The organism is Rhodohalobacter mucosus (assembly GCF_003150675.1).
GTDB classification, from domain to species: Bacteria; Bacteroidota; Rhodothermia; order Balneolales; family Balneolaceae; genus Rhodohalobacter; species Rhodohalobacter mucosus.
The window spans coordinates 138,010-160,750 of the sequence record NZ_QGGB01000009.1 but is presented as its reverse complement, the minus strand read 5'-3'; the positions used below and the strand labels follow the sequence as shown (position 1 = coordinate 160,750).

The window sequence follows — 22,741 nt, the reverse complement described above, 5'->3', positions numbered from 1 at the left end:
ATCAACTTACCGTTTCAATTTCACCAATCATCTCTTCCAGTTCTTCACTGCTCATTGTGGGAACAGGTACATCTTTCAAGTCAACACCGGAATATCCGGAAAGCGACTTTGCCGCATAGTAGCGTACATAGTACCCCTTATCGGCCATAAGCCATTTTAAAAAAGGAATATTTTCCTCTTCCCGAAGGTTTTCCATTGCGCGGGCCACTGCAAGCCTCACATCACTGTTGTCAGATAGGATAAAATCGCTTCGCAGCCTGTCCAGAATTTGAGTCATTCCAAATTGTGCAAGTGTCTCAATCAGTGAGATCAGTACTCCTGCATTGAAACCTTTTTCGGGGAGTGCATAAAACTCATTCAGAAGAAAGTCTGCGCTCTCATAGTATCCAAGTTCACCCAGCGTCCGAATCATCAGTGCTCTGCGATCTTGATTGTAGCAGCCTGAGTGGATCAGCTCCATGAGAAACTCTGCCTCAGACGTGCTCTCCTGCTCCGACCGCTCCCTTAACGCGACAAAAATGTCATTGAGAGCCTGATTCGAAAGACCGCGGTTTTTCAGTGCATTCCGGATAGCCGTTGCTGCTTGTTCGTCATTACCGTGTTTAAGGATGGCCAGACATGCAGAATAAGCCAGCATCGGGTGCTCATCTGCGGTCAGTTTCATGATTCTGGGGAGGTCAAATTTCTTTATAACATCCTTTCTCGCCATGTAGAGGCAGGCCTTTGCTTTCTCCAGCGGATTTGGGGAATGAAAGCGTTCCGCATAATAGCTGCGTATTTCAGGCAGATTGAGAAGCTTCTTTAACCTGGACTCTTCATCACCTTCCAGTGATTTATCGAGCTCTCCGGCCAGTTCAAGCAGAATGGGAAACTCCATATTGCCCGAAAGGCCTGATGTAAACCCCGAGAAATTCAGGTCTCCGCTCACATACCGGATCAGCCTGTCTGAGAGCTCCCGGCGGATGTTTACTTTTCTGTTCTCATACTTATTGATTCGCCAGCGGCTGTAAACGGCACCTGCAAATACCACGGCACTCAGGAGACCGAGAAAGAGTACGACGCCCAGTACGATGGTATCTGAATGTATTTGGAGAATTTCCTTCAAACTAAAATCCTATTGGTTAAGTACTCTGTTTAACCGCAGCAGAAATTCATCCATCTTAAACGGCTTGGGAACATATTCCATGGCTCCCAGATTAAACCCTCTTGAAACATCCTCGACGCGCTTCTTATTCGATAGCATGATCACTTTAATGCTCCTTTCGTCAATAAAATCATCCTCCTGCAGTTCCTGTAAAATTTCAAAACCAGATTTTCCGGGCAGCATTACATCCAGAACCACCAGGTCCGGCTGTAATTCACGGATTTTTTTCAGCCCGTTCACACCATCTTTTGAATGGAATGCTTCATATCCCAGTGATTTCAGCCGGTATATAATTAACCGTGCCGTCATCTCTTCGTCTTCAACAAGTAATATTTTCTTTGCCTGTGCAGACATGAATTTATGCGGATCCTATTGGAAAACGGGCTTTCAATGCTGTTGGAATCTGAGATTCACAGCACCGGCCCTTCAATTTAATATGCTAGCTGCCTCTACTTATCGGCAATGATCTGTCAATTAAAAAGTGATATTTGTATCATCTTGTAAACAATTAATAATTTGTCATGTCTCAAAAAAATCTGATCGTCGCTTTTGGGGGTATGTCTCCCGAGCATGAGGTATCCGTTCTTACGGCTCTACAGGCTGTTGCCGCTCTTGAAGAATCACACTACACCCTTATTCCGCTCTACATAACCAAATCTGGTAACTGGCTCACAGGCAAATCACTACTGAAACTTGAAAGTTTCAAAGACCTTAAAAAAGTGGCCTCGGAGTCGATTCCCTGTACGTTTTCCCACAATGATCTGGGCCAGCCGGTTCTGCTCGAACTCAGGCAGGGATGGTTTTCAAAAGAAGTGGCTCATCCAATCCACGCACTTCTGACTGCTTTTCACGGATCAGACGGTGAAAACGGCTCATTTCAGGGAATTTGTGAGCTGTATCACATTCCCTACACCGGCAGCGGTGTACTGGCTTCTGCATTGGGCATGGACAAGCTGAGAGCAAAAGAATTTTGCAAAAACCATGACCTGCCGGTTGTGGACGGGATCGGATTTCATGAATCTGAGTGGGTTGACAGCAGGGATTCACTGATTGCGAAAGCCGAATCAATACGATACCCCCTGATAGTGAAACCAGTTCACCTGGGTAGCTCCATTGGTGTTGAAATGGTTGAACACAGAGAAGACCTGATACGCTCCGTTGAAACGGCCTTTCGGTATGATGCCCGTCTGCTGATTGAAAAAGCCGTGAAACCACTTACTGAAGTCAACTGTTCTGTGCTGGGTTCTTCCGATAAAAACAGGGCAAGTGTTTGTGAGCGGCCGATTGGCAAGGAAGAGCTTCTGTCATTCACGGATAAATACATGCGTGATGAAGCAGGTTCAAAAGGAATGGCATCGGCAGACAGGGTGATACCCGCCGATATTGATGATGACCTCACCCGTGCCATTCAGGAAACATCCAGAACCATTTTCAGCCTTCTGGGGTGCAGCGGACTGGCTCGTCTCGATTTTCTCGTGAACAGTAATACGGGTGATTACTATTTTAATGAGATCAACACCATCCCCGGCTCTTTCTCTTTTTATCTCTGGAAGGAGTCAGGCATAGAATATCCGCAGCTTCTTGAAGAGTTGATCAAACTGGCACTGGATCGCCACAGCCAAAAAAACGGCCGTATTCAGAGCTACGAAACAAACTTACTGAGCGAGAAAGCCGTTAAAGGGATCAAAGGACTTAAAACAAGCAAATAATTGATGATATCATGATCACTGCCCGACAATTTCTCCTCAGCCTGATTCCAATTTTGATGCTGCTGCAGGCATGCGGTTCAAGCAGTGAGGTGGTGGTGGTTCGTGATGCACCCCGCACCGGCAGTACGGATACAACCGAAACGGCTGAAGATGACACATTCACCAGTCTGTCCATCGGCCTGATTGAACCGGTTACCAATATGGACCCCCTGTTTGCCCAAGACCTTAGCACAATGAGGGTTCTTTCCGCCGTTTATCAGACACTCTATACCATCGACCCAGAGGGAGACGTACAGCCACTGCTTGCAGATCAGACAGCTGTAAGTCCCGACAGTCTTGAATACACCATCACGCTGAAGGAGGATGTATTTTATCATGACAGCGAAGTTTTTAATGCAGGAGTGGGGCGGGAACTTCATGCAAGAGATGTGAAATGGGCCTTCGAAAGGGCTGCCCGGAATAATGTACCTCCGCATGCAGCGGAATTGCTTAAGAATATCCGCGGCTTCAGAAGCTTTTTTATGGAACAAAGAGAGGTTTTTGATCCCGCAAAACGGGTTTTGGAGGGTGTTACAGGAATAGAGGTGCAAAATGCACGAACACTCAAAATAAGCCTGCGGGAGAAAGATCATGAATTTACAAGTAAACTGGCCTCTCCGCTGCTCTCCATCTATCCCTCAGAATCGATTCTGCGTCCGCAGCAGGCTCTTTCGGAAAAACCGGTTGGAACAGGACCCTATTCCTTCAGATCTGCTGACAGCACCGCGATTGTACTGGCTCTAAACGACCCTGACAATCAGCGCGATGAGATGATCAACCGGATAGACTTTATTCATGGAAGGTCAGAAGGACAGTTATTCCAGGAGTTTGCACGGAACAGGATAGACTGGATTCCTGAAATGGGTCCGCAAATGATGGAACAGATTATACTGAACGGTGATTTAAGAGAGTCTTATGCGGATGAGTACAACCTGACTATGCAGCCTGCGTCAAGAATCACTTCAATATATCTCAACCGGGAGTCAGATTTCAGTTTGGCCGAACTTTCCGACCGGATTGCATCTTTTCAGGAATACCGGTTTTCAGTGGAAGGAACCTCCTATTTTAATATTGAGGGCTTAACAGTTTCGGGTCCTGACACCTCTGCGGCAGCCGATTCGGCAAGATATCTTGTTGTCCATACCGACAATCCCTTTGCCAGGTGGCTGTTTGCGGAAATCAACCGGGAATGGATGAATCCGGAAGCCGGACTCGCCTATCTGAATATTCGGGTACCCATACCCGAGGCATCCTTTTACAGCCGCATGCATGACACATTCCATGACAGGTATCTACCTGACCCGGCCAAGACCCCCTGGCTGCGATTTGAATCCCCCGTGTACGGTATCTATCATGAAAATGTACAGATTGATGACATACCTGCCACTCCCTGGGCTCTGCCCATCGATAGCATTCAACTGAATAACCGCTGATAAAACCACGGAATTTATGACATTCAGCCTTATCGCCAATCCGGATAAATATTCTGTGGAAGAACCCATCAGGCAGGTATTGGAATGGTGCAGGGCAGAAGGTGTCTCTGTTTTTGTGTCAGAAACACTTGCCGGCCACTATCCCGAAATGTCTGACCACAAATCGGTTAACATACTTGAGGAGGAACAAAAGTGCGTTGATTCCTGCGATGTGGTAATTGCAATAGGAGGTGACGGAACCATTCTTCACACGGCGCAGCTTGTCCGTAAGAAACAAACACCGGTTCTTGGCATTAATACGGGAAAACTGGGTTTTATGGCCAATATTCAGCCTGAAAACATTGAATATTGCCTTCGACAGGTTATCGATGAGAACTACTCTCTTGATAGCAGAACCTTTTTAAAAGCTGAACTTCCGGGAGGCAAACGCTATGATGCACTGAATGAGTTTCTTTTTACAAAGAAAGATACCTCGTCGATGATCACCCTTCATGCTGATTATGACGGCGTTTTCATTAATAATTACTGGGCAGACGGGCTGATCGTTTCCACACCCACCGGATCCACTGCATACAATCTCTCAGCGGGCGGGCCAATCATCATGCCCAATACGCCGGTTATGGTGCTTACACCCATCAATCCGCACACACTTACTACAAGGCCGCTGGTTCTGCCCTCCGGCAAGCCGCTCAGAATCAGAAGCCTGAATTCCTCGGAGCATACGCTTTTTACGTACGATGGGATGTCGCATCAGGTTGAGTCGGATCTTAATGTAACCATCAGCCAGAGTGAATACAGCATCCACCTTATTCAGCTTCCCGGTCAAAATTATTTTGAGACACTTCGCAATAAATTGATGTGGGGACTTGATCGCAGAAAGAGTTGAGTTCCGGCGAACTCTGTTTCAATCCCTCTCAGATTTCCTCTATCTTTAGAGTATATAAAAAATTGATGTCAGCGTGTTGTAAGCTGTGCACGCAACCCATCCGAAATCCAAACTTAAAAACCACAAATTCATGAAAGTTACCGTTGTAGGAGCAGGTGGAAATGTGGGCTCAACAGTGGCCCTCGCCATCGCAGAACGCGACTATGCAAAGGAAGTAGTCATGGTCGATATTGAAAAGGAAGAAGGAGATAAAACGTTTTATCCCTCTAAAGGCCGCGCATTAGACCAATGGGAAACGGCTCCCATTTTGGGCTTTGATACGCGCCTTGTAGGTACTGTAAATTATGAAGACACCAAAGGCTCAGACGTATGCGTAATTACAGCCGGCGTTCCCAGAAAACCTGGCATGAGCCGTGATGACCTTCTTGAAATCAACAGCAATATTGTACGAACCGTAACCGAAGAACTTGTAAAGTATTCGCCTGATACCATCATCGTAGTGGTTTCCAATCCGCTCGACGTCATGACCTACGTAGCTCATGCCACCAGCGGGTTCGATTCCAGCCGTGTTATGGGTATGGCGGGTATCCTGGACACCGCCCGGTTCCGTGCTTTTCTGGCCGAAGAACTGAATGTATCACCCAAGGATATTCAATCGCTGCTGATGGGCGGTCACGGCGACACCATGGTGCCCCTGCCCCGATACACTACGGTTTCCGGAATTCCCGTAACTCAGCTTATTGATTCGGATAAACTTGACGCCATTGTTGACCGTACCAAGAAAGGAGGGGGCGAACTTGTAGGCCTCATGGGAACATCCGCATGGTATGCACCCGGTGCAGCGGCCGCACAAATGGTAGAGGCAATAATACTGGATCAGAATCGTATTTTCCCGTGCGCCGTGCAGTTAAACGGAGAGTATGGGATCAATGACCTGTTTTTAGGTGTACCCGTGAAGCTCGGCAAGGGCGGCATCAAGGAAATTATTGAAGTTGATCTTGACGATTCAGAAACCGAACTTCTAAGAGCATCAGAAAAAGCAGTCCGTTCCACTTTGGAGGACTTCAAAAAGCTGATGGATAAATAAACAAACCGCAAATAAAGAAGACCTGGCTCTTCACTACTTGCATTTAAGACCTCAATCTGCCTTTTAAAGGGCCAGATTGGGGTTTTTTAATATTGAGAAATCAAATTAAGAAAGATGTAACGATATGTTACGTTTAGCGTCTTTATTATTGAGTCAGGTGTCAACCCCAGGAAGCTTTACCAGCTGACAACTGGCTTAGCAACAAAATTAATAATAAAAGATAGAGCGAGAGGCACCATCTTTATCCTTTCAATTACGAATTGAACCATGATAGGATATTCTGAAGTAATACAGACCATGGCGGCTATGATCATATTTTCTATGATCCTATTGAGCGCCAACAGCATGATACACCGCAATTCTATGCTCCAGATCGACGGGGAGCTTGAACAGGAGGTTATCTCACTGGGCCAGGAAATAATTGAAGAGGCCCGGTCGAAGAGCTTTGATAATGTTACGGTTAACTCCTCTGCACCCCCCGCCATCATTCCGGGAGGATTCACCGCGGCCGGCAGCCTTGGCGCGGACTCCGGAGAAGGCACACGAACCGCATTCGATGATTTTGACGATTATGACGGCTGGAGTACCGTCATGACGACAACCCATGGAGATTTTGATATAAGCGTGGATGTTTTCTACGTGGATGGCACCAACTTTCAGCCGCTTGGAGCACCCTCTACATTCAAAAAAATTGAGGTTACTGTAACAAGTGCCTTTCTCAGAGAAGACGATGCACCCAGACAGTATGTTCTGGAATTTATACGAAATTATTACGCCGACTAACTTCAGGCAGGAGAAAAGATTATGAACATTGGAATGGTTACCAGTTACGTTATCGCAGGCATGCTGCTTCTCGGGATCGCAATGATGAACATCCGGGTGCAGAACAGCAGTGCGGAGCTGACCATTTCGCAGATGGTTCGTGAGTATGTGGTCAATATTACCGATTTGCTCAATGATGATATTCCCAACATGGGTTATCATGTTGACCGGACCACGGCGGATGTCACATCAACGGGCAATCGTATTCTCGTGGAGGCCGACTCCTCCAAGATCAGTTTTTTTCGGAATTTAACCGACGATCCCACACGGACGCCCGATTTTATTACGTGGGAACTGAAGCAGGATACCGTCTTTACGGGAAACCCTGACATCAAGACCCTGACACGATCCGTGCAATTTCAGTCTACCGGCACCCCTGTTGAAAATGACATTCAGGTGGGCGTCACCAATTTTGAAATACGATACTACGATACGGTTGGCGCGCCACTGGGCAGCAACATGGCCACACCGCTGTCGGCAGCACAGATGCAGGATGTGGAACAGGTATATATTATAATGGAAGTACAAAGCAGAGAGCCTGTTTTTGAGAGGGCAACGGGAGACGGACGGTTTGTCCGTACAGTATGGGAAAAGCGGTTTACACCCATGAATTTACAATAAATAAGATACAGCAATCCAAACCTGACAGGTACCTATTATGGGACGAGCAATGTTAATTATATGCGCCGGAGTATTGATTTCGCTGGGATTTGTAGCCCTCAGCACATCCAATACCGGCATGATGCTCACAGAAAAAAATGTGAACTACGCTGAATATACAATGGCCAAGAATGCGGCCCACACTGCGATTCAGATGGCGATGCAGGAGATCAACCAGGATAATAACTGGCCAAACGATCACGACATCAATAATCCATGGACAATAACCGTTCAGGATCGCGATATCGCCCTTTATACGGATTACTACCAAAATCCAAATTACTGGGACCCGGATTCTCTATGGCTCTATTCGAATGCGGATTATCTGAATGAGTTTGTTCAAGTACGAACACTTTATTTAAAACAGCCTTTCAGCTCCCTGGTACCTGATTTTGAGGGTGCACTGACCGTAGCTGCGGAAGCGCACAAATTTAATTTCACAATGGGTGGTTCCTCTTTTATTAACGGTGACGGGCCAACAGGTTGTGAAAACAAACCCGCCATTACCACGATGACCGGATCGGGCGACAACTTCTCTGTGACCGAAGCAAAAGGGAAAAAAGGTGTACAAGGCGATCCTATGGTTTATGAGAATCCGGATCTGTCTTATCAGCCTACGGATGAAATGATTGCACGACTGGCCAGCACTGATGGAGTGCAGTATATCAGCGGAAACTATAAAGGATCTATGGGAACCCAGGAAAATCCCGGAGTTTTCTTTGTGGAAGATAATGCAAGACTTACAGGTGGTATCTCCGAAGGTTATGGGATTCTCGTAATCCGTTCTGATGGCTACATGGAATATGAGGGTGAAGATGGTGCCACCCTTGATATTGCGGGTAATTTTACCTTTAACGGACTGATTGTATTTGAAAATGCCTACAACTTTACAGGAAGGGGAACCCCGACTATTAATGGCAACATTTTAGTGGGACATACCGAAGATCACCCCGATCATCTTCAGGTCGATATTGATGTGAGCGGTAACATTGCCATTCAGTATGACTGTAATGCTGAACAGTATGCTAAAATGGCCGCCGCGAACGCCGTAAAACAGAACAAGTATACGCAAGTCGTTACGTCCGAAAACGTACGAATTCCACCCTCAGGATCCACAGGCGAGACCCTGATTGAAAAAGTTAAAAGCCTTTTGTAACGGGAAGCACTCCCTTTATTCTTAGCGCTTTGATAACGATACCGGAACTCCGCAAGCTGATTGCGGAGTTCTGTAGTTTTTGGCCGCTGTCATCGCCTTTTGGCCCATAAATGGGATCATCTGCAACAGGAAATCCTGCCTCTCTGAGGTGCAGGCGGATCTGATGAGTTCTTCCCGTTTCCGGGATGCACCGAACCAGCGTTTTACCGCCGGGCAGTACTTTTTCAGGAATGAATCGGGTCAATGCCGGTTTTGCATTCTCCAATCCGTTGCCGCATTCGAAAACAAATCCCCTTCTTCTGCGAATCGGCTGATCCACAGCCAGATTTCCGGTCATCTCCCCCTCTACTATTGCATGGTACCACTTCTCCACACGGTTCTCGTCAAACTCTTTCCGGATTTGAATGGCCCACTTGCGATTTTTTGCAAAAAGCACGAGCCCTGAGGTCACCGCATCCAGGCGGTGCACGGGATTCAGATCGCTGTATCCCATCTCTTTAAGAAGGTATGCGAGTGTATTTTTGTAATACCGTCCGCCCTGATGCATGGGAAGAGGTGCCGGTTTACACACAATCAGCCAGTTCTTTGTCTCTTTCACTACGGTTATATTGCCGGATACGGAGGGTTCACTTACCGCAGGTGAATAGTGGGTAAGTACCTGGTGTGCGGAGAGGCAAGTGCCGGCACTGACGGGCAATCCGTTACTGCGAATCCACCCCGACTCCAGCCGCTGAAGCCATTTTTCTTCCGAAAGGTAGGGAAACCGGTTTCTGAAGAAATGAAGCGCACTCTCACCGGCTTCGCGGGGTTTGACGGTAATCGTACGGGTGAGCTCATAGGGAGCCCTGATAATAACCCTACTGCTCCTGGAGCTCACGCTGCTTGAAATCGTCATCAAAGTAGTTATACCATTTGCGGAAAGGCCGGAATGCATTTTCAGGATCGAAGGGGCGCTTGTACTCACTCTTTCCGCACTCCTCACTGCAGCAGCCTTTCATCATCCGTGCTCCCTCCTCAGAGCAGACAAAGAGCTTGTTGCACTCCATATTCGCACAGTTGATGTAGCTGTCGGCCGGTTTACCCGTAATTTCGCACCGCGCAATCGGCTCCAGGTTTTCCTTGTCAATGGGTACGACCAGACGGTCGTCAAATACAAAGCACTTGCCCCTGAAGTGTTTGCCCTCCTCCTCCCTGGCGTAGTTCAAAATACCTCCGTGAAGCTGGTTTACGTCATCCCAGCCCTTCTTTTTCATCAGCACGGAAAACTTCTCGCAGCGGATGCCTCCCGTACAGTACATGAGTACTTTTTTGTCTTTGGGGATCTTCTTTTCCGCTTCCTCCAGCCACTCCGGAAAGTCGTAAAAGTTCTCCACAGGCGGTTTCAGGGCTCCCTCAAAATGGCCAACCCTGGATTCATAGTCATTTCGTACATCGATCATCACATACTCTTCGCCCGATTCCATGGTTTTGCGCCACTCAGCCGGAGGCATATGGTAGCCGCCTTCCTTCGGATCGAGTCCGTCAACATGCAGTGCCACAATCTCATCGCGCACCTTGCAGGTTAGCTTTGCAAACGGAATGTCGTCATGAAGGTCGGTTTTAAACTCTGTCTCCTCAAATCCTTCAATACCCTGAAGATACTCTTTATAGGCCTGCATCTGATCGGGAGTGCCGCCCAGCGTACCGTTAATTCCTTCCCGGCTTATATACACCCTGCCCAGAACTCCAAGCTCTTTTAGCTTTTCCTTGTGAAGCTTGCAAAACCCTTCAGGATCTTTAATTTCTGAAAATTTATAGTAGAGGATGACTTCGTTATTCATTCCCGGTATGCGATTTTTCGTTATTCTGCGTTTGAAATCAGGAGACGATACTCCGGCCAATTGGCGTGTGATGGAAAACGGGTACTCCTTTGTGATTGTTTTCCCTGTTTTGCCAAAAGAGCCCGTATTTTTCAAATCAACCTGTAATTTACGATCTTTTCAGATCAATGTAATAGTGATATCCGCATACAATGAGAGATCTCTTCTACAGCCTTTTGCTTCCTTTCTGCCTGATTGCAGCGGCCCTTTTCCCGGCTGCGGCAACTGCACAGTCGCAATCTGGCATTCATCTCCACCCGCATGATCCCAATCGGGTATTCGCGGAAATTGAACTGGCTGAAAAATACGGCACCATTACAGCTGAAGAAGCTCTTCTTGAAAAATATCGGTATGTATTCAATCCGGACGCAATGACGCTACCCACCGTTACCGAAAGCAGGTCTCCGGTAAAGTGCCTTCTCCCGCTCGAGCTCGATTACCATCGCCTTAAAACCCGGAACAGGTTGTCACCCTCATCGGTAGATGAAATTGAACGGTACACCAACTATCCTCAAACCAATCATCAGCAAAGCTACCTGTCCGATTCGGGTAACTTCATTTTTTACTATGAAACTGACGGGGTTCATGCCGTGCCTTCTGATGACCTGAACACAAACGGTATTCCCGACTATGTGGAACAGGCCGCTTTTGCCGCCGATTCATCCTATCGGTATCAGGTTGAACAGGCAGGATTTGTTGATTTCCTCAAAACCGATCCCTACGAAATCTATTTTGAGAACTTCAATTTTTACGGTGTTACCAACTCCAGCGGCTCCACTTCCTTTATACGTATTCACAATAACTTTGACGGCTTTCCGCCGAACGCCCATCCCGAGGGCGACAGAATCGGTTCTCTCTATGTGACCATCGCCCATGAGATCAAACACGCCATACAGTATGAAACCAACCGGTGGGATGGCGATGCAGGCAGTTTCGACTGGATTGAGATGGATGCCACCATGATGGAAGAGGTGGTATTCGACAACGTGAACGACTACTATAACTACATCAAATTTGATTTTGATTCTGATCAGCCCAGCTCCCAGTCAATATTCGGCAATACACGTACAGCCACTCCCGGAGCCTATTGGCACGTTTCATGGATGCTCTACTTCTATGAGGCACTCGGCATCGATTTTTGGGTATCGCTGTGGGAGCAGTTCATCCCCGACCGAACCAAACCGTTTCTGGATGCGGTTGCCGATGAGCTGGACAGCCGCGGTCTCTCCCTGGGACTGGAGCATATCAAAAACCATACCTGGCACATGACCGCCGGACCCGATAACTCAGCCGTGAACTTCGGTTTTGAAGAGCGTTTTGACTATCCCAACTCCACGTTCTATTCGGAAGAGCTTAACTTTCTGCCGGATATCGTTGAAGGATTTACGCTGAATCCTTATGCCGCACAGTATATTCGCGCCATACCCGCCTCATTTGCTGATGGACAGCCCAGTTTCCGTCTTGAATCTACCCGGCCGGGCGTAGGGTTGGGTGTAATGGGATACTTCAGGGACGGCTCCGTACTCCGGGAGCTTGCACTGAATCCCGTCTCCACCGAACAGTCCGTCCAGACTGCATGGAATTGGAACGAACTTGACAGGATTGCCATAGCGGTGGTAAATACCAATCCGGATGAGGTTGCAAACTATACCCTTGAAATGACCTCAACGGCTCCCGAAGAGGACCTGATTGCTCAAAACTATCCCAATCCTTTCAATAACTCCACACGCATAACCTTTGCATTGACGGAGAGCCGGACAGTAAAGCTCGATATATACGACTCCCTTGGCAGAAGAGTTCAAACACTGCTCGATGAGCAGCTGAATGCGGGCTATCACACGGTACCCTTCAATGCCTCCGGATTGGCATCAGGCGTCTATTTCTACAGGATCACCTCAGACAATTTTGCCTCCTCCAAAAAGATGATCCTGGTGAAATGAAATCCCGGTTCGAATAAGTGATCGATTCAGGAGAGGGTTCAAGGCTTCAGAAAGCCACGGAAACACGGAGCGGGTTTGATACAATTTAATTCCTGCTCAATAAATCGACCGTTAAAAGGTCCGCTATTCTAAAACCCTGTTTCGTCAGAGTGAGAGTGTATTTATTGAGCACCAGATTGCCTGCGCCGGACTGGATCTCAATCCACTCTGTTTGGGAGCTGTTCAGCTCATATCCGTACCGGCTCTTCAACCGTTCAAGGTTCACGCCCCACACCGTACGCAGGCCGAGCATGAGCCGCTCTTCGGCAAGCGAGTGCAGGTCGAGCACCTCATGATCTTCCCTGATCCCGCTGAAATCCATCTCCAGGTAGGCTTTCAGATCGGGTTTGTTCTTCCATCGTACCGCTCCGTGCCCGTCCCAGTGAAAAGAGTGGGCCGATGGGCCGAAGCCGATGTAGTTCTCATGGCGCCAGTAGTTGCTGTTATGAACCGCCTCTTTGCCCGGAATGGCAAAATTGCTGATTTCGTACTGCCTCAGCCCTGCTTTGCCCAGTTCTTCCGTTACGATATCAAAATGAACCGACACCTCCTCATCGTCTGGCGGGCTGATCCTTCCCAGGTCCACCTGTTTTCCAAGCCGGGTGTTGGGTTCCACGGTCAGTGAATAGGCCGAGATGTGGGGAGGGTTATATTCGAGAAGCTGCCGGATGTCGCGCCGGAGCATTTCCTGAGTCTGGCCCGGATTACCGTAAATCAGGTCGGCGGTATAGGTGGAAAACCCGGTTTTTTGAAGAGCATCCAGCGCACGCATCGCCTCCTCCCTTGTATGGGCCCGATGCATAAACTGCAGGATCTCCGGATGAAATGACTGAACCCCCATGCTTGCGCGGTTGATGCCAAGGTTTCTCAGCTGCCGCAGATAATCAATGGTTACATCGTCCGGGTTCAGCTCCATGGTTACCTCTTCCGCCTGAATGTCAAACACATGGCGAAGCGCATCAAAAATACGTGAAAGCTGATTTTCGGTGAGGAGCGAGGGCGTCCCTCCGCCGATGTAGACAGTCTTTACAGGTTCTTCCGTATACCCTTCACCTCTGCTGTTCTCTATTTCCCTGACCAATGAATCTACAAACGGCTCCCTGAGCTGCTGTCGCGTCAAAAAATAGAAATCGCAGTAGCTGCAAGCCTGCTTACAAAACGGTATATGGATATAGAGGCCGGACATCCCAAAATTTCTGATGGTTTCAGTTTCCTGCTGCGGACTGCCGGCGGATTGATTGCCGATCTCAGCTCTTTCGATTGTCTGTATAGAAGGGGTTCTCGTCGTACTGATCAACCTGCCGGTAGGTGCGCTGATACTTCACATAATTGGCCGCATACGCGCGAATCGATTCAATCTCCTCTTCACTCAGCTTTCGGCTCTTTTTTACCGGTGAACCCATGTACATATAGCCGCTTTCCAGGCGTTTGCCCGGCGGGACCAGGCTGCCCGCCGCAACAATCACATCACTTTCAACCACGGCCCTGTCGAGTACGGTGGCATGAATTCCGATGAGAACGCGGTCGTGTATGGTGCATCCGTGAATCATGGCGTTGTGCCCCACCGTAACCTCGTTTCCTATTCGTGTGGGACAGGTCTGATGGGTAACATGAACCGAGGCGTTGTCCTGAATATTGCTTCTCTCGCCTATTTCAATCCAATTCACGTCGCCGCGGATTGTTGCATTAAACCAGACCGAACTGTCACTTCCTAGTTTTACATCCCCGATTAGATCGGCGCTGGGTGCTACAAAGACGGTATCGTCAAAACGCGGCGACTTATTGAGAAATTCATAGATCATGCCGTTGATCAGCTTGCGCGATACATATAGAGTTCCACGACCGACTTGAACTGCTCATAGCTTTGCGGGTTCTGACGCAGTTTCTGTCCATTTATGAAAAACGTTGGTGTGGCGTTTACCTGACGCCTCAGGCCTTCCTGCCTTTGCCGCTCAACCAGATCAATGATCTCCTGGGATTGGAGGTCTGCCTCAAACTGCTCCATATCCAGTTCAAGCTGATTGGCAAAATCCATGAAGTGATCGCGGGCATCTCCCTGAGACCATACCTCCTGGTACTCAAAAATGAGATCGTGCATCTCCTCGTATTTACCCTGGTTTCGAGCCGCTTCAGCTGTGCGTGAAGCCAGTTCGGCGAATTGATGTCCGCTAAGCGGAAAGTGCCGGTACTCGATCTTAATAAGATCTCCGTACTCTGCCTTCAGCTGTTCTTGAAGAGGCACATATGCTTTGCAGGCAGGACACTGATAGTCGCTGTATTTCAGAATGCTGACGGGCTGAGGGTCTGCACTTCTGTTTACGGCTTCTGAAGAATCATCATTTCCTGAAAGTCCGTAATAGAGAGCGACCCCTCCCACTGCGAGGAAAGTCCAAAGGGCAATGATCTGGATTGTTTTGGTATTCATGGTCAGTTCAGATAAATATCATTGGTTGATAGCGTTTGTAAACAGGAAAGATACGAATTGTGATGAATAGAAATGGCAACAGTTCAGTTATTTGCCGGTTCCTGTTCCATTTTGGCTTTGTAGGCCATGGCATAAATTTTCATCTGTTTTACCATGGAGGCGAGGCCGTTTGAACGGGTTGGGGAGAGATGATCCTGCATACCGATTTTTTTTATAAAATCCGGATTCACAGAGAGAATCGTGTCGGGAGTTTCACCGGAGTAAAAACGAACCATCAAAGCAACCAGCCCCTTGGTGATTGCAGCATCACTGTCGGCCTTGAAAATAATCTTGTCACCCTCCGTTTCTGTGTGAAGCCATACCTGCGACTGGCAGCCTCTTACGATATTCTCCTCCACTTTGTACTTCTCATCGAGCGGCTCCAGTTTTTGACCGAGCTTGATGATGTACTTATATCGCTCTGGCCAGTCGCCCAGCAGCTCAAATTCCCTGACTATGCGTTGCTGTTTTTCGTCTATCGTCATGTTTTCTGATTCATCAGCCATTTCTTGCCTGCATTAAACATACGAAATCAGGCCGAAAACATTGTGCCGGACTCTGTCGGTAATCAGGCTTTTTGTTCTGAAGAAATCTCCGTGGACACGGCTCCCTTGATAGCGACCACATTGCTGCGATCGGCATCCCAATCCGGCTTGGCGTAATCGATAACCTCTACGTATCCTCCATCGCGGCTTTGTATTCTGAACTGCTCGGTATTGGGCTTACCTTCCATTACCGTTTCGAAATGTTCTGTCACTTTTTTACGATCGTCCTCATGTACAAAATCTTCAATACTCATAGTCACAGCCTCATCAGCCGTTATACCGGTAACTTTGCTAAAGGTCTCCGAAACGTATTCAAAGCGATATACACCGGATTGATCGGTCTTTATTTTGTAGTTGAACTCCCTGGATCGGTCGAAGGCACGTTCAAATTCAGCATTTCGCTTTGAAAGCATGGCCATGATGCGTTTCTGGAGAGACTTATTCTCAAATGCAATCCTGGCAATTGTCTGTCCGCTTGCCTGGAGCAGACGGGCATTGGCTTTTACCTCAATCTCAGCACCTTTTTTATTGATAAAGACAAGCTCAAAAGAGCGATTATCAAAGTCGCTTGGTTTAAATGTGTCAAATTTGTGCCGAAAACTCTCAACATACTCATCTGAGAGAAGGTCCCATACTTTTGTTCTCTTCAGCTCTTCGTCATCATATCCGATCAGATCACGAAATGCTTTATTCGACGTGACAATATTTCCCTGCTCATCTACATCAATGAGAGTTTTCTTGCTCTCCTCGGCCAGCTCATCGAACTCCATACTGCTGTCGACCACCATCTGCTCAGAGCGTTTACGCTCGGTAATGTCGTGCTGGTACGATACCCAGTGGGTTATCTCACCCTTTTCATTTGTAAGAGGGTGAATGTCCCACTGATTGATAAATTCAGTTCCGTCCTTTCTGTAGTTGACGGTGTGCCCGAAGAAAGACTGCCCTTCACGAAGGCGTTCACGCAATTTGTCAAGAACAGCGCGATCGGTTTTTGGCCCCTGCAGAATGCGAGGGCTCTTCCCTATTACCTCTTCGCGGGAGTATCCGGTCATTCGTGTAAATCCATCATTTGCATAGACAATGACGGGTCCCGGTTTTTCGAGATCGAGCGTTGTTATGATGATGGAATCGTAATCACTCTTGATGGCTCGCTCGAGCAGATCGAGGTGCATCGCTTTTTGATCGGCTTCGGCCTTAAGATTTCCAAAGACTGTCTTTAATTTCTTGAATGACTCTTCATCTTTAGAGCATTTTTTCAGGATATCGTCAATATTGTCCATAACAACTGTTTTTTTCTTGTACCGGCCCGATAAAGAGACATTTCCGGTTTTGATATAATTATTGGGGTCACATTTGTCTGCTTAACATCCTGACTCAACACAAAGTTCTTCCCTCAGCATTCCATTTTATGCAAATTAATTGAAAATGGCGTTCAGGCGCTTCAGACCCGCATTATCCTTCCTTAAGAAGAATTTTGGCGATGGTTTGGAGCTGCATATTGGACGTACCTTCGTAGATTTTGCCAATCTTTGAGTCTCTGTAGAACTTCTCTACAGGATACTCTTTCACGTACCCGTAACCGCCAAACAGGTCAATTGCCTTCGAGCTAATATTTTCCGCAACTTCTGAACTGTAGTATTTAGCCATTGCAGCCTCTTTCAAAAAAGGCTGACCTGCCTCTTTGAGCCTTGCTGCGTTGTACACCAGAAGACGGGCCATTTCCAGTTCAGTTGCCATTTTTGCAAGCTGAAACTGCACACCCTGGAAATCTGCAACAGCTTTGCCAAACTGCTTGCGTTCTTTTGTATAAGCTACTGCGGCATCGAGTGCACCCTGTGCGATGCCAATCATCTGTGCACCTATTCCGATACGCCCTTCATTCAGTGTCTCTATCGCCACTTTATATCCTTTTCCTACTTCTCCAAGCACATTTTCTTCGGGTACCTTAACATCTTCAAGAAGCAATTCGCATGTGGAACTTGCCCGGATTCCGAGCTTGTTTTCTTTTTTAGAAACGGAAAAGCCCTCCATACCGCGTTCAACAATAAATGCAGTAATGCCCTTATACCCTGCGTCCGGATTTATATTGGCAAAGACAAGAAAAATATCCGCTTCATTCGCATTGGTAATCCAAAGCTTGGTGCCATTTAAAACATAGTGGTCGCCATCCTTTTTTGCAGCACACTTAAGTGCAAAAGCATCGCTTCCTGATCCGGCTTCCGAAAGGCAGTATGCACCAACTTTTTCGGTGGCCAGCAACGGCAAAAACTTCTCTTTAACCTCATCACTTCCCCATCTAAGAAAAGCATTGTTCACCAGGGTGTTCTGAACATCCATAAATACTCCGACGGAGGCATCAACACGGGATATCTGCTCAATCGCCACAATGCTCATCATAAAAGATCCGCCACCCCCCTGGTATTTTTCCGGGATTTCGATCCCCATTAAACCCATTTCAAAGAACTCCCGGATCAGCTGCGGGTCCAGTTTTCCGGCCTCGTCCATTTCATGCACTTTATGCTTGATGGCCGATTCGGCAAAATCCGCTGCTGCTTCCTTCAGCATCTGTTCGTCTTCTGTAAGCTGTGTAAGCGGAGGAATAGTTTGTGTCGTTTCTATCATAATCGTTCCTTTTCAATTCCTGAGTAAATTTTTAAATACATTTCATTGCCGGCATATGAGCCTGAAAATACTTTTCAGAGCCCGAATATTCCAACTAACGGCCATGCGCGCTGATTATAAACAAAACCTGAATATATCCAAATGGTAGCGCTTTTTTACGTCTAAATTAAACTCTCCAAAGTTAGGGAAGTTTTCAGGCCATCGCTATTTTTAATATAGTTAAACGCATAAAAAACTGACGACCGTGAAGAATATACAAACTGAAGAAAAATTGTTTTCAGATTTCCCGACAGTCAGCCGAAAGGAATGGGAAGAGAAAATCACATCCGATCTTGGGGGTGCTGATTATACGGAGAAGCTGAAATGGGAAACGCTGGAGGGGCTTGAGCCACTTCCGTTTTATATGCGCGAAGACGTTCAAAGTCCCCCGTCATTACCCTCGGGCAAAGGCTGGACTTACTGTGAGCCGGTTTTTGGCCTTCATCCGGCAGAGATCAGGGATTCGATTGCAAGTGCTTATTCCCGTGGAGCACGTACGTTCCTTTTAACGAGCCGCCCACGCCCTGCAAACGGTTCCGAAAACATTCACCTGCACGGCTCCAACATTCCGGACCAGGATGCCTTTGACGGCATTTTTGAGGAGATGAACACAGAAGAGATCTCTCTGTTCGTTGATGCAGGCATCTCCGCTCCTGTTTTCTCTGCAATGACCCGAAACCATCCCAAACCGTTTCGTAAAGCCACATTCATATTTGATCCAATAACCGAATCTGCAGCTGCCGGAAAAACTCTCTGGTCGTCGCAGGATCAGCTGAAAAACTTTGTGCGCAGTGCAGATTCGCTGGCTGCTGACGCACTCTTTTACCACAAAGCCGGATGCACAATCGTTTCAGAGGCCGCCATAGCCATCTCGCTGGCAAGCGAATACTTCTCGATGCTGGAACCGGAAAACCGGGAATCGGCGGCTGCATCTTTTCTGATACGCGTATCCGCAGGACCGCTCTATTTTCCGGAAATTGCAAAATTCAGGGCACTTCGCATTCTGTGGAAAAACCTGCTTGATGCCTATGGCATGGATCCCTCCATTCCTGCTTTTATCCACGCCGAAACTACGTTTCAAAACAAGACGATCAGCGACCCTCATAACAACATGCTGCGCGCCACTGCGGAAGCCATGGCTGCGGTTACAGGAGGCGCGGATTCCCTGGTCGTCTTCCCTTACGATATTTCTTTCCGCACACCGGATACGTTTTCACGGCGCATAGCCGGAAATGTGCACCACATTCTGGGTGAAGAGGCTCATCTGGGCAAAACGGGAGATCCATCGGCTGGCGCGTACTACATTGAAAATCTGACACAAGACATTGCTCAAAAAGCATGGACACTCTTTACCGAATCGGAATCGAGAGGCGGATTGTTGCACGATCTCATGAGCGGCTCCCTTCAACAGAAGATCCGGGAGTCGCGGTCAGTGAAACAAAACGCGTACGCCACAAGAAGGCGGGTATTGACGGGCACAAATAACTATCCCGACACCGGCAAGGAGTTACCCGATGTATCAGAGGGTGGACATCCGTTTCCCGTTCAGACCCTGGCTCCTTCATCAGCCCGGCTCCGGGTAGGCAGTGAGAATCCAGGCGCAGAACTGCAGCACTTACTGAAAGAAGGAAAATCATTGCCTGAACTGATTCTGAGCATGATTCCCCGCGAAACAAGTTCAATCGAATCGATAAAAGAGTTTCATGCGGGCGATATATTCGACTCCATTCGAAAAGAGACTGAAGAACTTGCAGAGAAAACCGGCATCCAGCCTGACGTGCTTATCCTGCCGGTTGGCAACCTCAAATGGCGAAATGCACGTGCGTCCTTTGCACAAAACCTGCTGGGATGTGCCGGCTTCCGAATAAACATGGCCGATGGGGGTGACAGCCTGGAAGATGCAGTTGACAAACTCGAAGACAAAAAATTTGATGCAGTGGTTCTTTGCGGATCGGACAAAGAGTACCCCGATCTGGTGCCACTATTTTGTGAGCGAATGGGAGACCGCCCTCTTCTTGTAGTTGCCGGGCACCCGGGCACCAATGAACCCCTTTACAGGGATGCAGGGATTGATGAATTTATCTGGGCAGGAATGAACGCAGCCGGTTTTCTCAGGAAAGTGCAGTCGGAACTGTTTAAAAAGTACACCGTATCATGAAAAAGCGACCCGATTTTTCGTCCTTTAAACCTGATTTTCAATCATTCGGAGCAAACGGCTCTCATGCAGGCACTGACGGCGTTTGGGAAACTCCCGAGAAAATTCATGTAAAGCCCGTCTTTTCACCTGATGATATTGAGGAAGCGGAACATCTCGATTTTGCAGCAGGAATTCCGCCCTATCTGCGGGGCCCCTACTCAACGATGTACACCCTGCGGCCCTGGACTATACGCCAGTATGCAGGTTTTTCCACTGCTGAAGAGTCGAATGCTTTTTACAGAAGAAATCTTGCGGCGGGGCAGAAAGGGCTGTCTGTAGCCTTCGATCTTGCAACCCATCGCGGATACGATTCGGATCACCCCAGGGTATCCGGCGATGTAGGAAAAGCAGGTGTGGCAATCGACTCAATCCTCGACATGAAAATACTGTTCGACAGCATTCCGCTGGATGAGATGTCGGTTTCCATGACCATGAACGGAGCCGTTATCCCGGTGATGGCCTTCTATATCGTTGCCGCCGAGGAGCAGGGCGTTCCGCCTGAAAAACTGAGCGGTACCATTCAGAACGATATTCTGAAAGAGTTCATGGTTCGCAACACCTACATTTATCCGCCCGAGCCCTCCATGAAAATTATCGGTGATATTTTTGAGTACACGTCAAAATATATGCCGCGCTTCAACTCCATCAGCATCAGCGGGTACCATATGCACGAAGCCGGGGCCACTGCCGACCTGGAACTGGCCTACACGCTTGCCGATGGCCTGGAATACGTTCGGCAGGGCATTGAATCGGGTCTGAAGATCGATGAGTTTGCCCCCCGCCTCTCCTTTTTCTGGGCAATCGGTATGAATCATTTTATGGAAATTGCCAAGCTTCGGGCCGGCAGGCTTCTCTGGGCCAGGCTGATGAAGCCTTTTGATCCTAAAAACCCGAAGTCGCTCTCACTCAGAGCGCATTCGCAGACTTCCGGCTACAGCCTTACGGAGCAGGACCCGTTCAATAATGTTACCCGAACCTGTATTGAAGCAATGGCCGCTGCGCTTGGTCACACGCAATCTCTTCATACCAATGCACTGGATGAAGCGATCGCCCTTCCCACCGACTTCTCAGCCCGTATTGCACGCAATACACAGATTTTTCTCCAGGAAGAGACCGGCATTACAAAGGCCATCGATCCCTGGGCCGGGTCCTATTACGTGGAATACCTGACAGATCGCCTGGTTCGGCGAGCCTGGAAGCTGATTCAGGAAGTTGAAGAGATGGGAGGGATGGCCAAAGCCATTGAATCGGGACTTCCTAAAATGCGGATCGAAGAGGCTGCCGCCCGCAAACAGGCCCGTATCGACAGCGGAAAGGAAACCATTGTGGGTGTCAATAAATACAGGTTGGAAAAGGAAGATCCGATTGATATTCTGGAAGTGGACAACGAAAAGGTTCTTCGTTCACAGATTGAGCGCCTGGAAAGGCTCCGGAAAGAGCGTGATTCCGAAGCCGTTCAGGAAGCACTCCAGAAACTGACCGTAAGTGCGGAAACCGGCAAAGGCAATCTGCTGGAGCTGGCCGTTGATGCTGCACGAAAAAGGGCCTCACTCGGTGAAATTTCGGACGCCATGGAGAAAGCATTCGGGCGGTACCGTGCAACTATAAAATCAATATCAGGTGTGTATTCATCCGAATCAGATCACAATGAAGAGTTTGAAAAAGCCAAAGAGCTGGCTGACCGTTTTGAACGCCAGGAAGGCCGAAGGCCTCGTATCATGGTTGCCAAAATGGGGCAGGATGGTCACGACCGGGGAGCCAAGGTAATCGCCACCAGCTTTGCAGACCTCGGTTTTGACGTAGACATCGGCCCGCTCTTTCAGACTCCGGAAGAGGCTGCCAAACAGGCGGTTGAAAATGACGTACACATCCTTGGTGTGTCAAGCCTCGCTGCAGGCCACAAAAGCCTCGTGCCAAAAGTGATTGACGAACTCAAACAGCTCGGACGGGAAGATATCATGGTTATTGTCGGAGGTGTAATCCCCAACCAGGATTATTCGTTTCTGTATGAACACGGAGTAGCGGCTGTTTTTGGTCCGGGTACCGTAATCCCCGAAGCTGCCCAGAAAATACTTCACATCCTCATCGATAAGGAGTGAG

The 22,741-nt window shown here is 48.2% G+C and carries 20 protein-coding genes; 10 read left to right on the top strand and 10 right to left on the bottom strand.

The window, feature by feature from the left end; genetic code table 11:
• Position 1: 1 nt before the first annotated feature.
• Both DDZ15_RS13515 and DDZ15_RS13510 read right to left on the bottom strand, forming a co-directional pair.
• Positions 2–1,105: a HEAT repeat domain-containing protein gene (locus DDZ15_RS13515; protein WP_109647638.1), complete on the bottom strand. Its 1,104-nt coding sequence runs from the start codon at positions 1,103–1,105 to the stop codon at positions 2–4.
• A 9-nt stretch (positions 1,106–1,114) separates the two neighbouring features.
• Positions 1,115–1,498, bottom strand: a complete 384-nt coding sequence (locus tag DDZ15_RS13510; RefSeq protein ID WP_109647637.1) for a response regulator transcription factor — start codon at positions 1,496–1,498, stop codon at positions 1,115–1,117.
• A gap of 167 nt (positions 1,499–1,665) precedes the next feature.
• Here DDZ15_RS13510 and DDZ15_RS13505 point away from each other — a divergent pair, with 167 nt between their 5' ends.
• The 7 genes from DDZ15_RS13505 (at position 1,666) to DDZ15_RS13475 (ending at position 8,936) form a co-directional block, all read left to right on the top strand.
• Positions 1,666–2,853, top strand: coding sequence for a D-alanine--D-alanine ligase family protein (locus tag DDZ15_RS13505; protein WP_109647636.1), 1,188 nt, complete (start codon positions 1,666–1,668; stop codon positions 2,851–2,853).
• Between the two features lie 11 nt (positions 2,854–2,864).
• Positions 2,865–4,325 (top strand): ABC transporter substrate-binding protein, encoded by a 1,461-nt coding sequence (locus tag DDZ15_RS13500; RefSeq protein ID WP_109647635.1) that lies wholly within the window; start codon positions 2,865–2,867, stop codon positions 4,323–4,325.
• Positions 4,326–4,341: 16 nt separating this feature from the next.
• Entirely contained in the window at positions 4,342–5,211 is an 870-nt protein-coding gene (locus DDZ15_RS13495) for an NAD(+)/NADH kinase (protein ID WP_109647634.1), read from the top strand.
• 130 nt (positions 5,212–5,341) lie between these two features.
• Complete coding sequence (gene mdh / locus DDZ15_RS13490; protein WP_109647633.1) at positions 5,342–6,298, top strand: malate dehydrogenase; 957 nt, start codon at positions 5,342–5,344, stop codon at positions 6,296–6,298.
• 267 nt (positions 6,299–6,565) lie between these two features.
• Positions 6,566–7,081 carry a hypothetical protein gene (locus DDZ15_RS13485; protein ID WP_146198597.1) on the top strand — a complete coding sequence of 172 codons (516 nt, stop codon included), beginning with the start codon at positions 6,566–6,568 and terminating at the stop codon, positions 7,079–7,081.
• 21 nt (positions 7,082–7,102) lie between these two features.
• Positions 7,103–7,741: a hypothetical protein gene (locus DDZ15_RS13480; RefSeq protein ID WP_109647631.1), complete on the top strand. Its 639-nt coding sequence runs from the start codon at positions 7,103–7,105 to the stop codon at positions 7,739–7,741.
• A gap of 37 nt (positions 7,742–7,778) precedes the next feature.
• Positions 7,779–8,936, top strand: coding sequence for a hypothetical protein (locus DDZ15_RS13475; protein ID WP_146198596.1), 1,158 nt, complete (start codon positions 7,779–7,781; stop codon positions 8,934–8,936).
• On the opposite strand, the gene DDZ15_RS13470 is transcribed toward DDZ15_RS13475, so the two are convergent.
• Together DDZ15_RS13470 and trhO are read right to left on the bottom strand one after the other, a co-directional pair.
• Positions 8,920–9,831: a pseudouridine synthase gene (locus tag DDZ15_RS13470; protein WP_158278719.1), complete on the bottom strand. Its 912-nt coding sequence runs from the start codon at positions 9,829–9,831 to the stop codon at positions 8,920–8,922. The genes DDZ15_RS13475 and DDZ15_RS13470 overlap by 17 nt on opposite strands.
• Positions 9,794–10,756: an oxygen-dependent tRNA uridine(34) hydroxylase TrhO gene (trhO, locus tag DDZ15_RS13465; protein ID WP_109647778.1), complete on the bottom strand. Its 963-nt coding sequence runs from the start codon at positions 10,754–10,756 to the stop codon at positions 9,794–9,796. Before trhO ends, DDZ15_RS13470 begins: the two co-directional genes overlap by 38 nt.
• A gap of 191 nt (positions 10,757–10,947) precedes the next feature.
• Here trhO and DDZ15_RS13460 point away from each other — a divergent pair, with 191 nt between their 5' ends.
• The gene (locus tag DDZ15_RS13460; RefSeq protein WP_109647628.1) at positions 10,948–12,735 is read left to right on the top strand and encodes a T9SS type A sorting domain-containing protein; all 1,788 of its coding nucleotides are present in this window, start codon (positions 10,948–10,950) and stop codon (positions 12,733–12,735) included.
• 85 nt (positions 12,736–12,820) lie between these two features.
• On the opposite strand, the gene hemW is transcribed toward DDZ15_RS13460, so the two are convergent.
• From hemW to DDZ15_RS13430, 6 genes are all read right to left on the bottom strand, one after another.
• Positions 12,821–14,071 carry a radical SAM family heme chaperone HemW gene (hemW, locus tag DDZ15_RS13455; protein WP_242979042.1) on the bottom strand — a complete coding sequence of 417 codons (1,251 nt, stop codon included), beginning with the start codon at positions 14,069–14,071 and terminating at the stop codon, positions 12,821–12,823.
• Positions 14,022–14,576, bottom strand: coding sequence for a gamma carbonic anhydrase family protein (locus DDZ15_RS13450; RefSeq protein WP_109647626.1), 555 nt, complete (start codon positions 14,574–14,576; stop codon positions 14,022–14,024). Before DDZ15_RS13450 ends, hemW begins: the two co-directional genes overlap by 50 nt.
• 8 nt (positions 14,577–14,584) lie before the next feature.
• On the bottom strand, positions 14,585–15,199 hold the full coding sequence (locus DDZ15_RS13445) for a DsbA family protein (protein ID WP_109647625.1): 615 nt from the start codon (positions 15,197–15,199) through the stop codon (positions 14,585–14,587).
• An 83-nt stretch (positions 15,200–15,282) separates the two neighbouring features.
• Positions 15,283–15,723, bottom strand: coding sequence for a SufE family protein (locus tag DDZ15_RS13440; RefSeq protein WP_109647624.1), 441 nt, complete (start codon positions 15,721–15,723; stop codon positions 15,283–15,285).
• 83 nt (positions 15,724–15,806) lie between these two features.
• Positions 15,807–17,063 carry a PAS domain-containing protein gene (locus DDZ15_RS13435; protein ID WP_109647623.1) on the bottom strand — a complete coding sequence of 419 codons (1,257 nt, stop codon included), beginning with the start codon at positions 17,061–17,063 and terminating at the stop codon, positions 15,807–15,809.
• A 172-nt stretch (positions 17,064–17,235) separates the two neighbouring features.
• A complete protein-coding gene (locus DDZ15_RS13430) occupies positions 17,236–18,405 on the bottom strand; it encodes an acyl-CoA dehydrogenase (RefSeq protein WP_109647622.1) in 1,170 nt (389 codons plus the stop codon).
• Positions 18,406–18,649: 244 nt separating this feature from the next.
• On the opposite strand from DDZ15_RS13430, the gene DDZ15_RS13425 reads away from it, so the two are divergent.
• Positions 18,650–20,602, top strand: a complete 1,953-nt coding sequence (locus DDZ15_RS13425) for a methylmalonyl-CoA mutase family protein (protein ID WP_109647621.1) — start codon at positions 18,650–18,652, stop codon at positions 20,600–20,602.
• Positions 20,599–22,740 (top strand): methylmalonyl-CoA mutase, encoded by a 2,142-nt coding sequence (gene scpA, locus DDZ15_RS13420; protein WP_109647620.1) that lies wholly within the window; start codon positions 20,599–20,601, stop codon positions 22,738–22,740. The genes DDZ15_RS13425 and scpA overlap by 4 nt, the downstream gene beginning before the upstream one ends.
• Position 22,741 lies beyond the last annotated feature (1 nt).

Excerpts from the sequence above, each read along its gene's own strand:
- DDZ15_RS13510 (WP_109647637.1), bottom strand. The coding sequence starts at position 1,498 with ATGTCTGCACAGGCAAAGAAAATATTACTTGTTGAAGACGAAGAGATG.
- DDZ15_RS13505 (WP_109647636.1), top strand. The coding sequence starts at position 1,666 with ATGTCTCAAAAAAATCTGATCGTCGCTTTTGGGGGTATGTCTCCCGAG.
- DDZ15_RS13500 (WP_109647635.1), top strand. The coding sequence starts at position 2,865 with ATGATCACTGCCCGACAATTTCTCCTCAGCCTGATTCCAATTTTGATG.
- DDZ15_RS13495 (WP_109647634.1), top strand. The coding sequence starts at position 4,342 with ATGACATTCAGCCTTATCGCCAATCCGGATAAATATTCTGTGGAAGAA.
- mdh (WP_109647633.1), top strand. The coding sequence starts at position 5,342 with ATGAAAGTTACCGTTGTAGGAGCAGGTGGAAATGTGGGCTCAACAGTG.
- DDZ15_RS13485 (WP_146198597.1), top strand. The coding sequence starts at position 6,566 with ATGATAGGATATTCTGAAGTAATACAGACCATGGCGGCTATGATCATA.
- DDZ15_RS13480 (WP_109647631.1), top strand. The coding sequence starts at position 7,103 with ATGAACATTGGAATGGTTACCAGTTACGTTATCGCAGGCATGCTGCTT.
- DDZ15_RS13475 (WP_146198596.1), top strand. The coding sequence starts at position 7,779 with ATGGGACGAGCAATGTTAATTATATGCGCCGGAGTATTGATTTCGCTG.
- DDZ15_RS13470 (WP_158278719.1), bottom strand. The coding sequence starts at position 9,831 with ATGACGATTTCAAGCAGCGTGAGCTCCAGGAGCAGTAGGGTTATTATC.
- trhO (WP_109647778.1), bottom strand. The coding sequence starts at position 10,756 with ATGAATAACGAAGTCATCCTCTACTATAAATTTTCAGAAATTAAAGAT.
- DDZ15_RS13460 (WP_109647628.1), top strand. The coding sequence starts at position 10,948 with ATGAGAGATCTCTTCTACAGCCTTTTGCTTCCTTTCTGCCTGATTGCA.
- DDZ15_RS13450 (WP_109647626.1), bottom strand. The coding sequence starts at position 14,576 with ATGATCTATGAATTTCTCAATAAGTCGCCGCGTTTTGACGATACCGTC.
- DDZ15_RS13445 (WP_109647625.1), bottom strand. The coding sequence starts at position 15,199 with ATGAATACCAAAACAATCCAGATCATTGCCCTTTGGACTTTCCTCGCA.
- DDZ15_RS13440 (WP_109647624.1), bottom strand. The coding sequence starts at position 15,723 with ATGACGATAGACGAAAAACAGCAACGCATAGTCAGGGAATTTGAGCTG.
- DDZ15_RS13435 (WP_109647623.1), bottom strand. The coding sequence starts at position 17,063 with ATGGACAATATTGACGATATCCTGAAAAAATGCTCTAAAGATGAAGAG.
- DDZ15_RS13430 (WP_109647622.1), bottom strand. The coding sequence starts at position 18,405 with ATGATAGAAACGACACAAACTATTCCTCCGCTTACACAGCTTACAGAA.
- scpA (WP_109647620.1), top strand. The coding sequence starts at position 20,599 with ATGAAAAAGCGACCCGATTTTTCGTCCTTTAAACCTGATTTTCAATCA.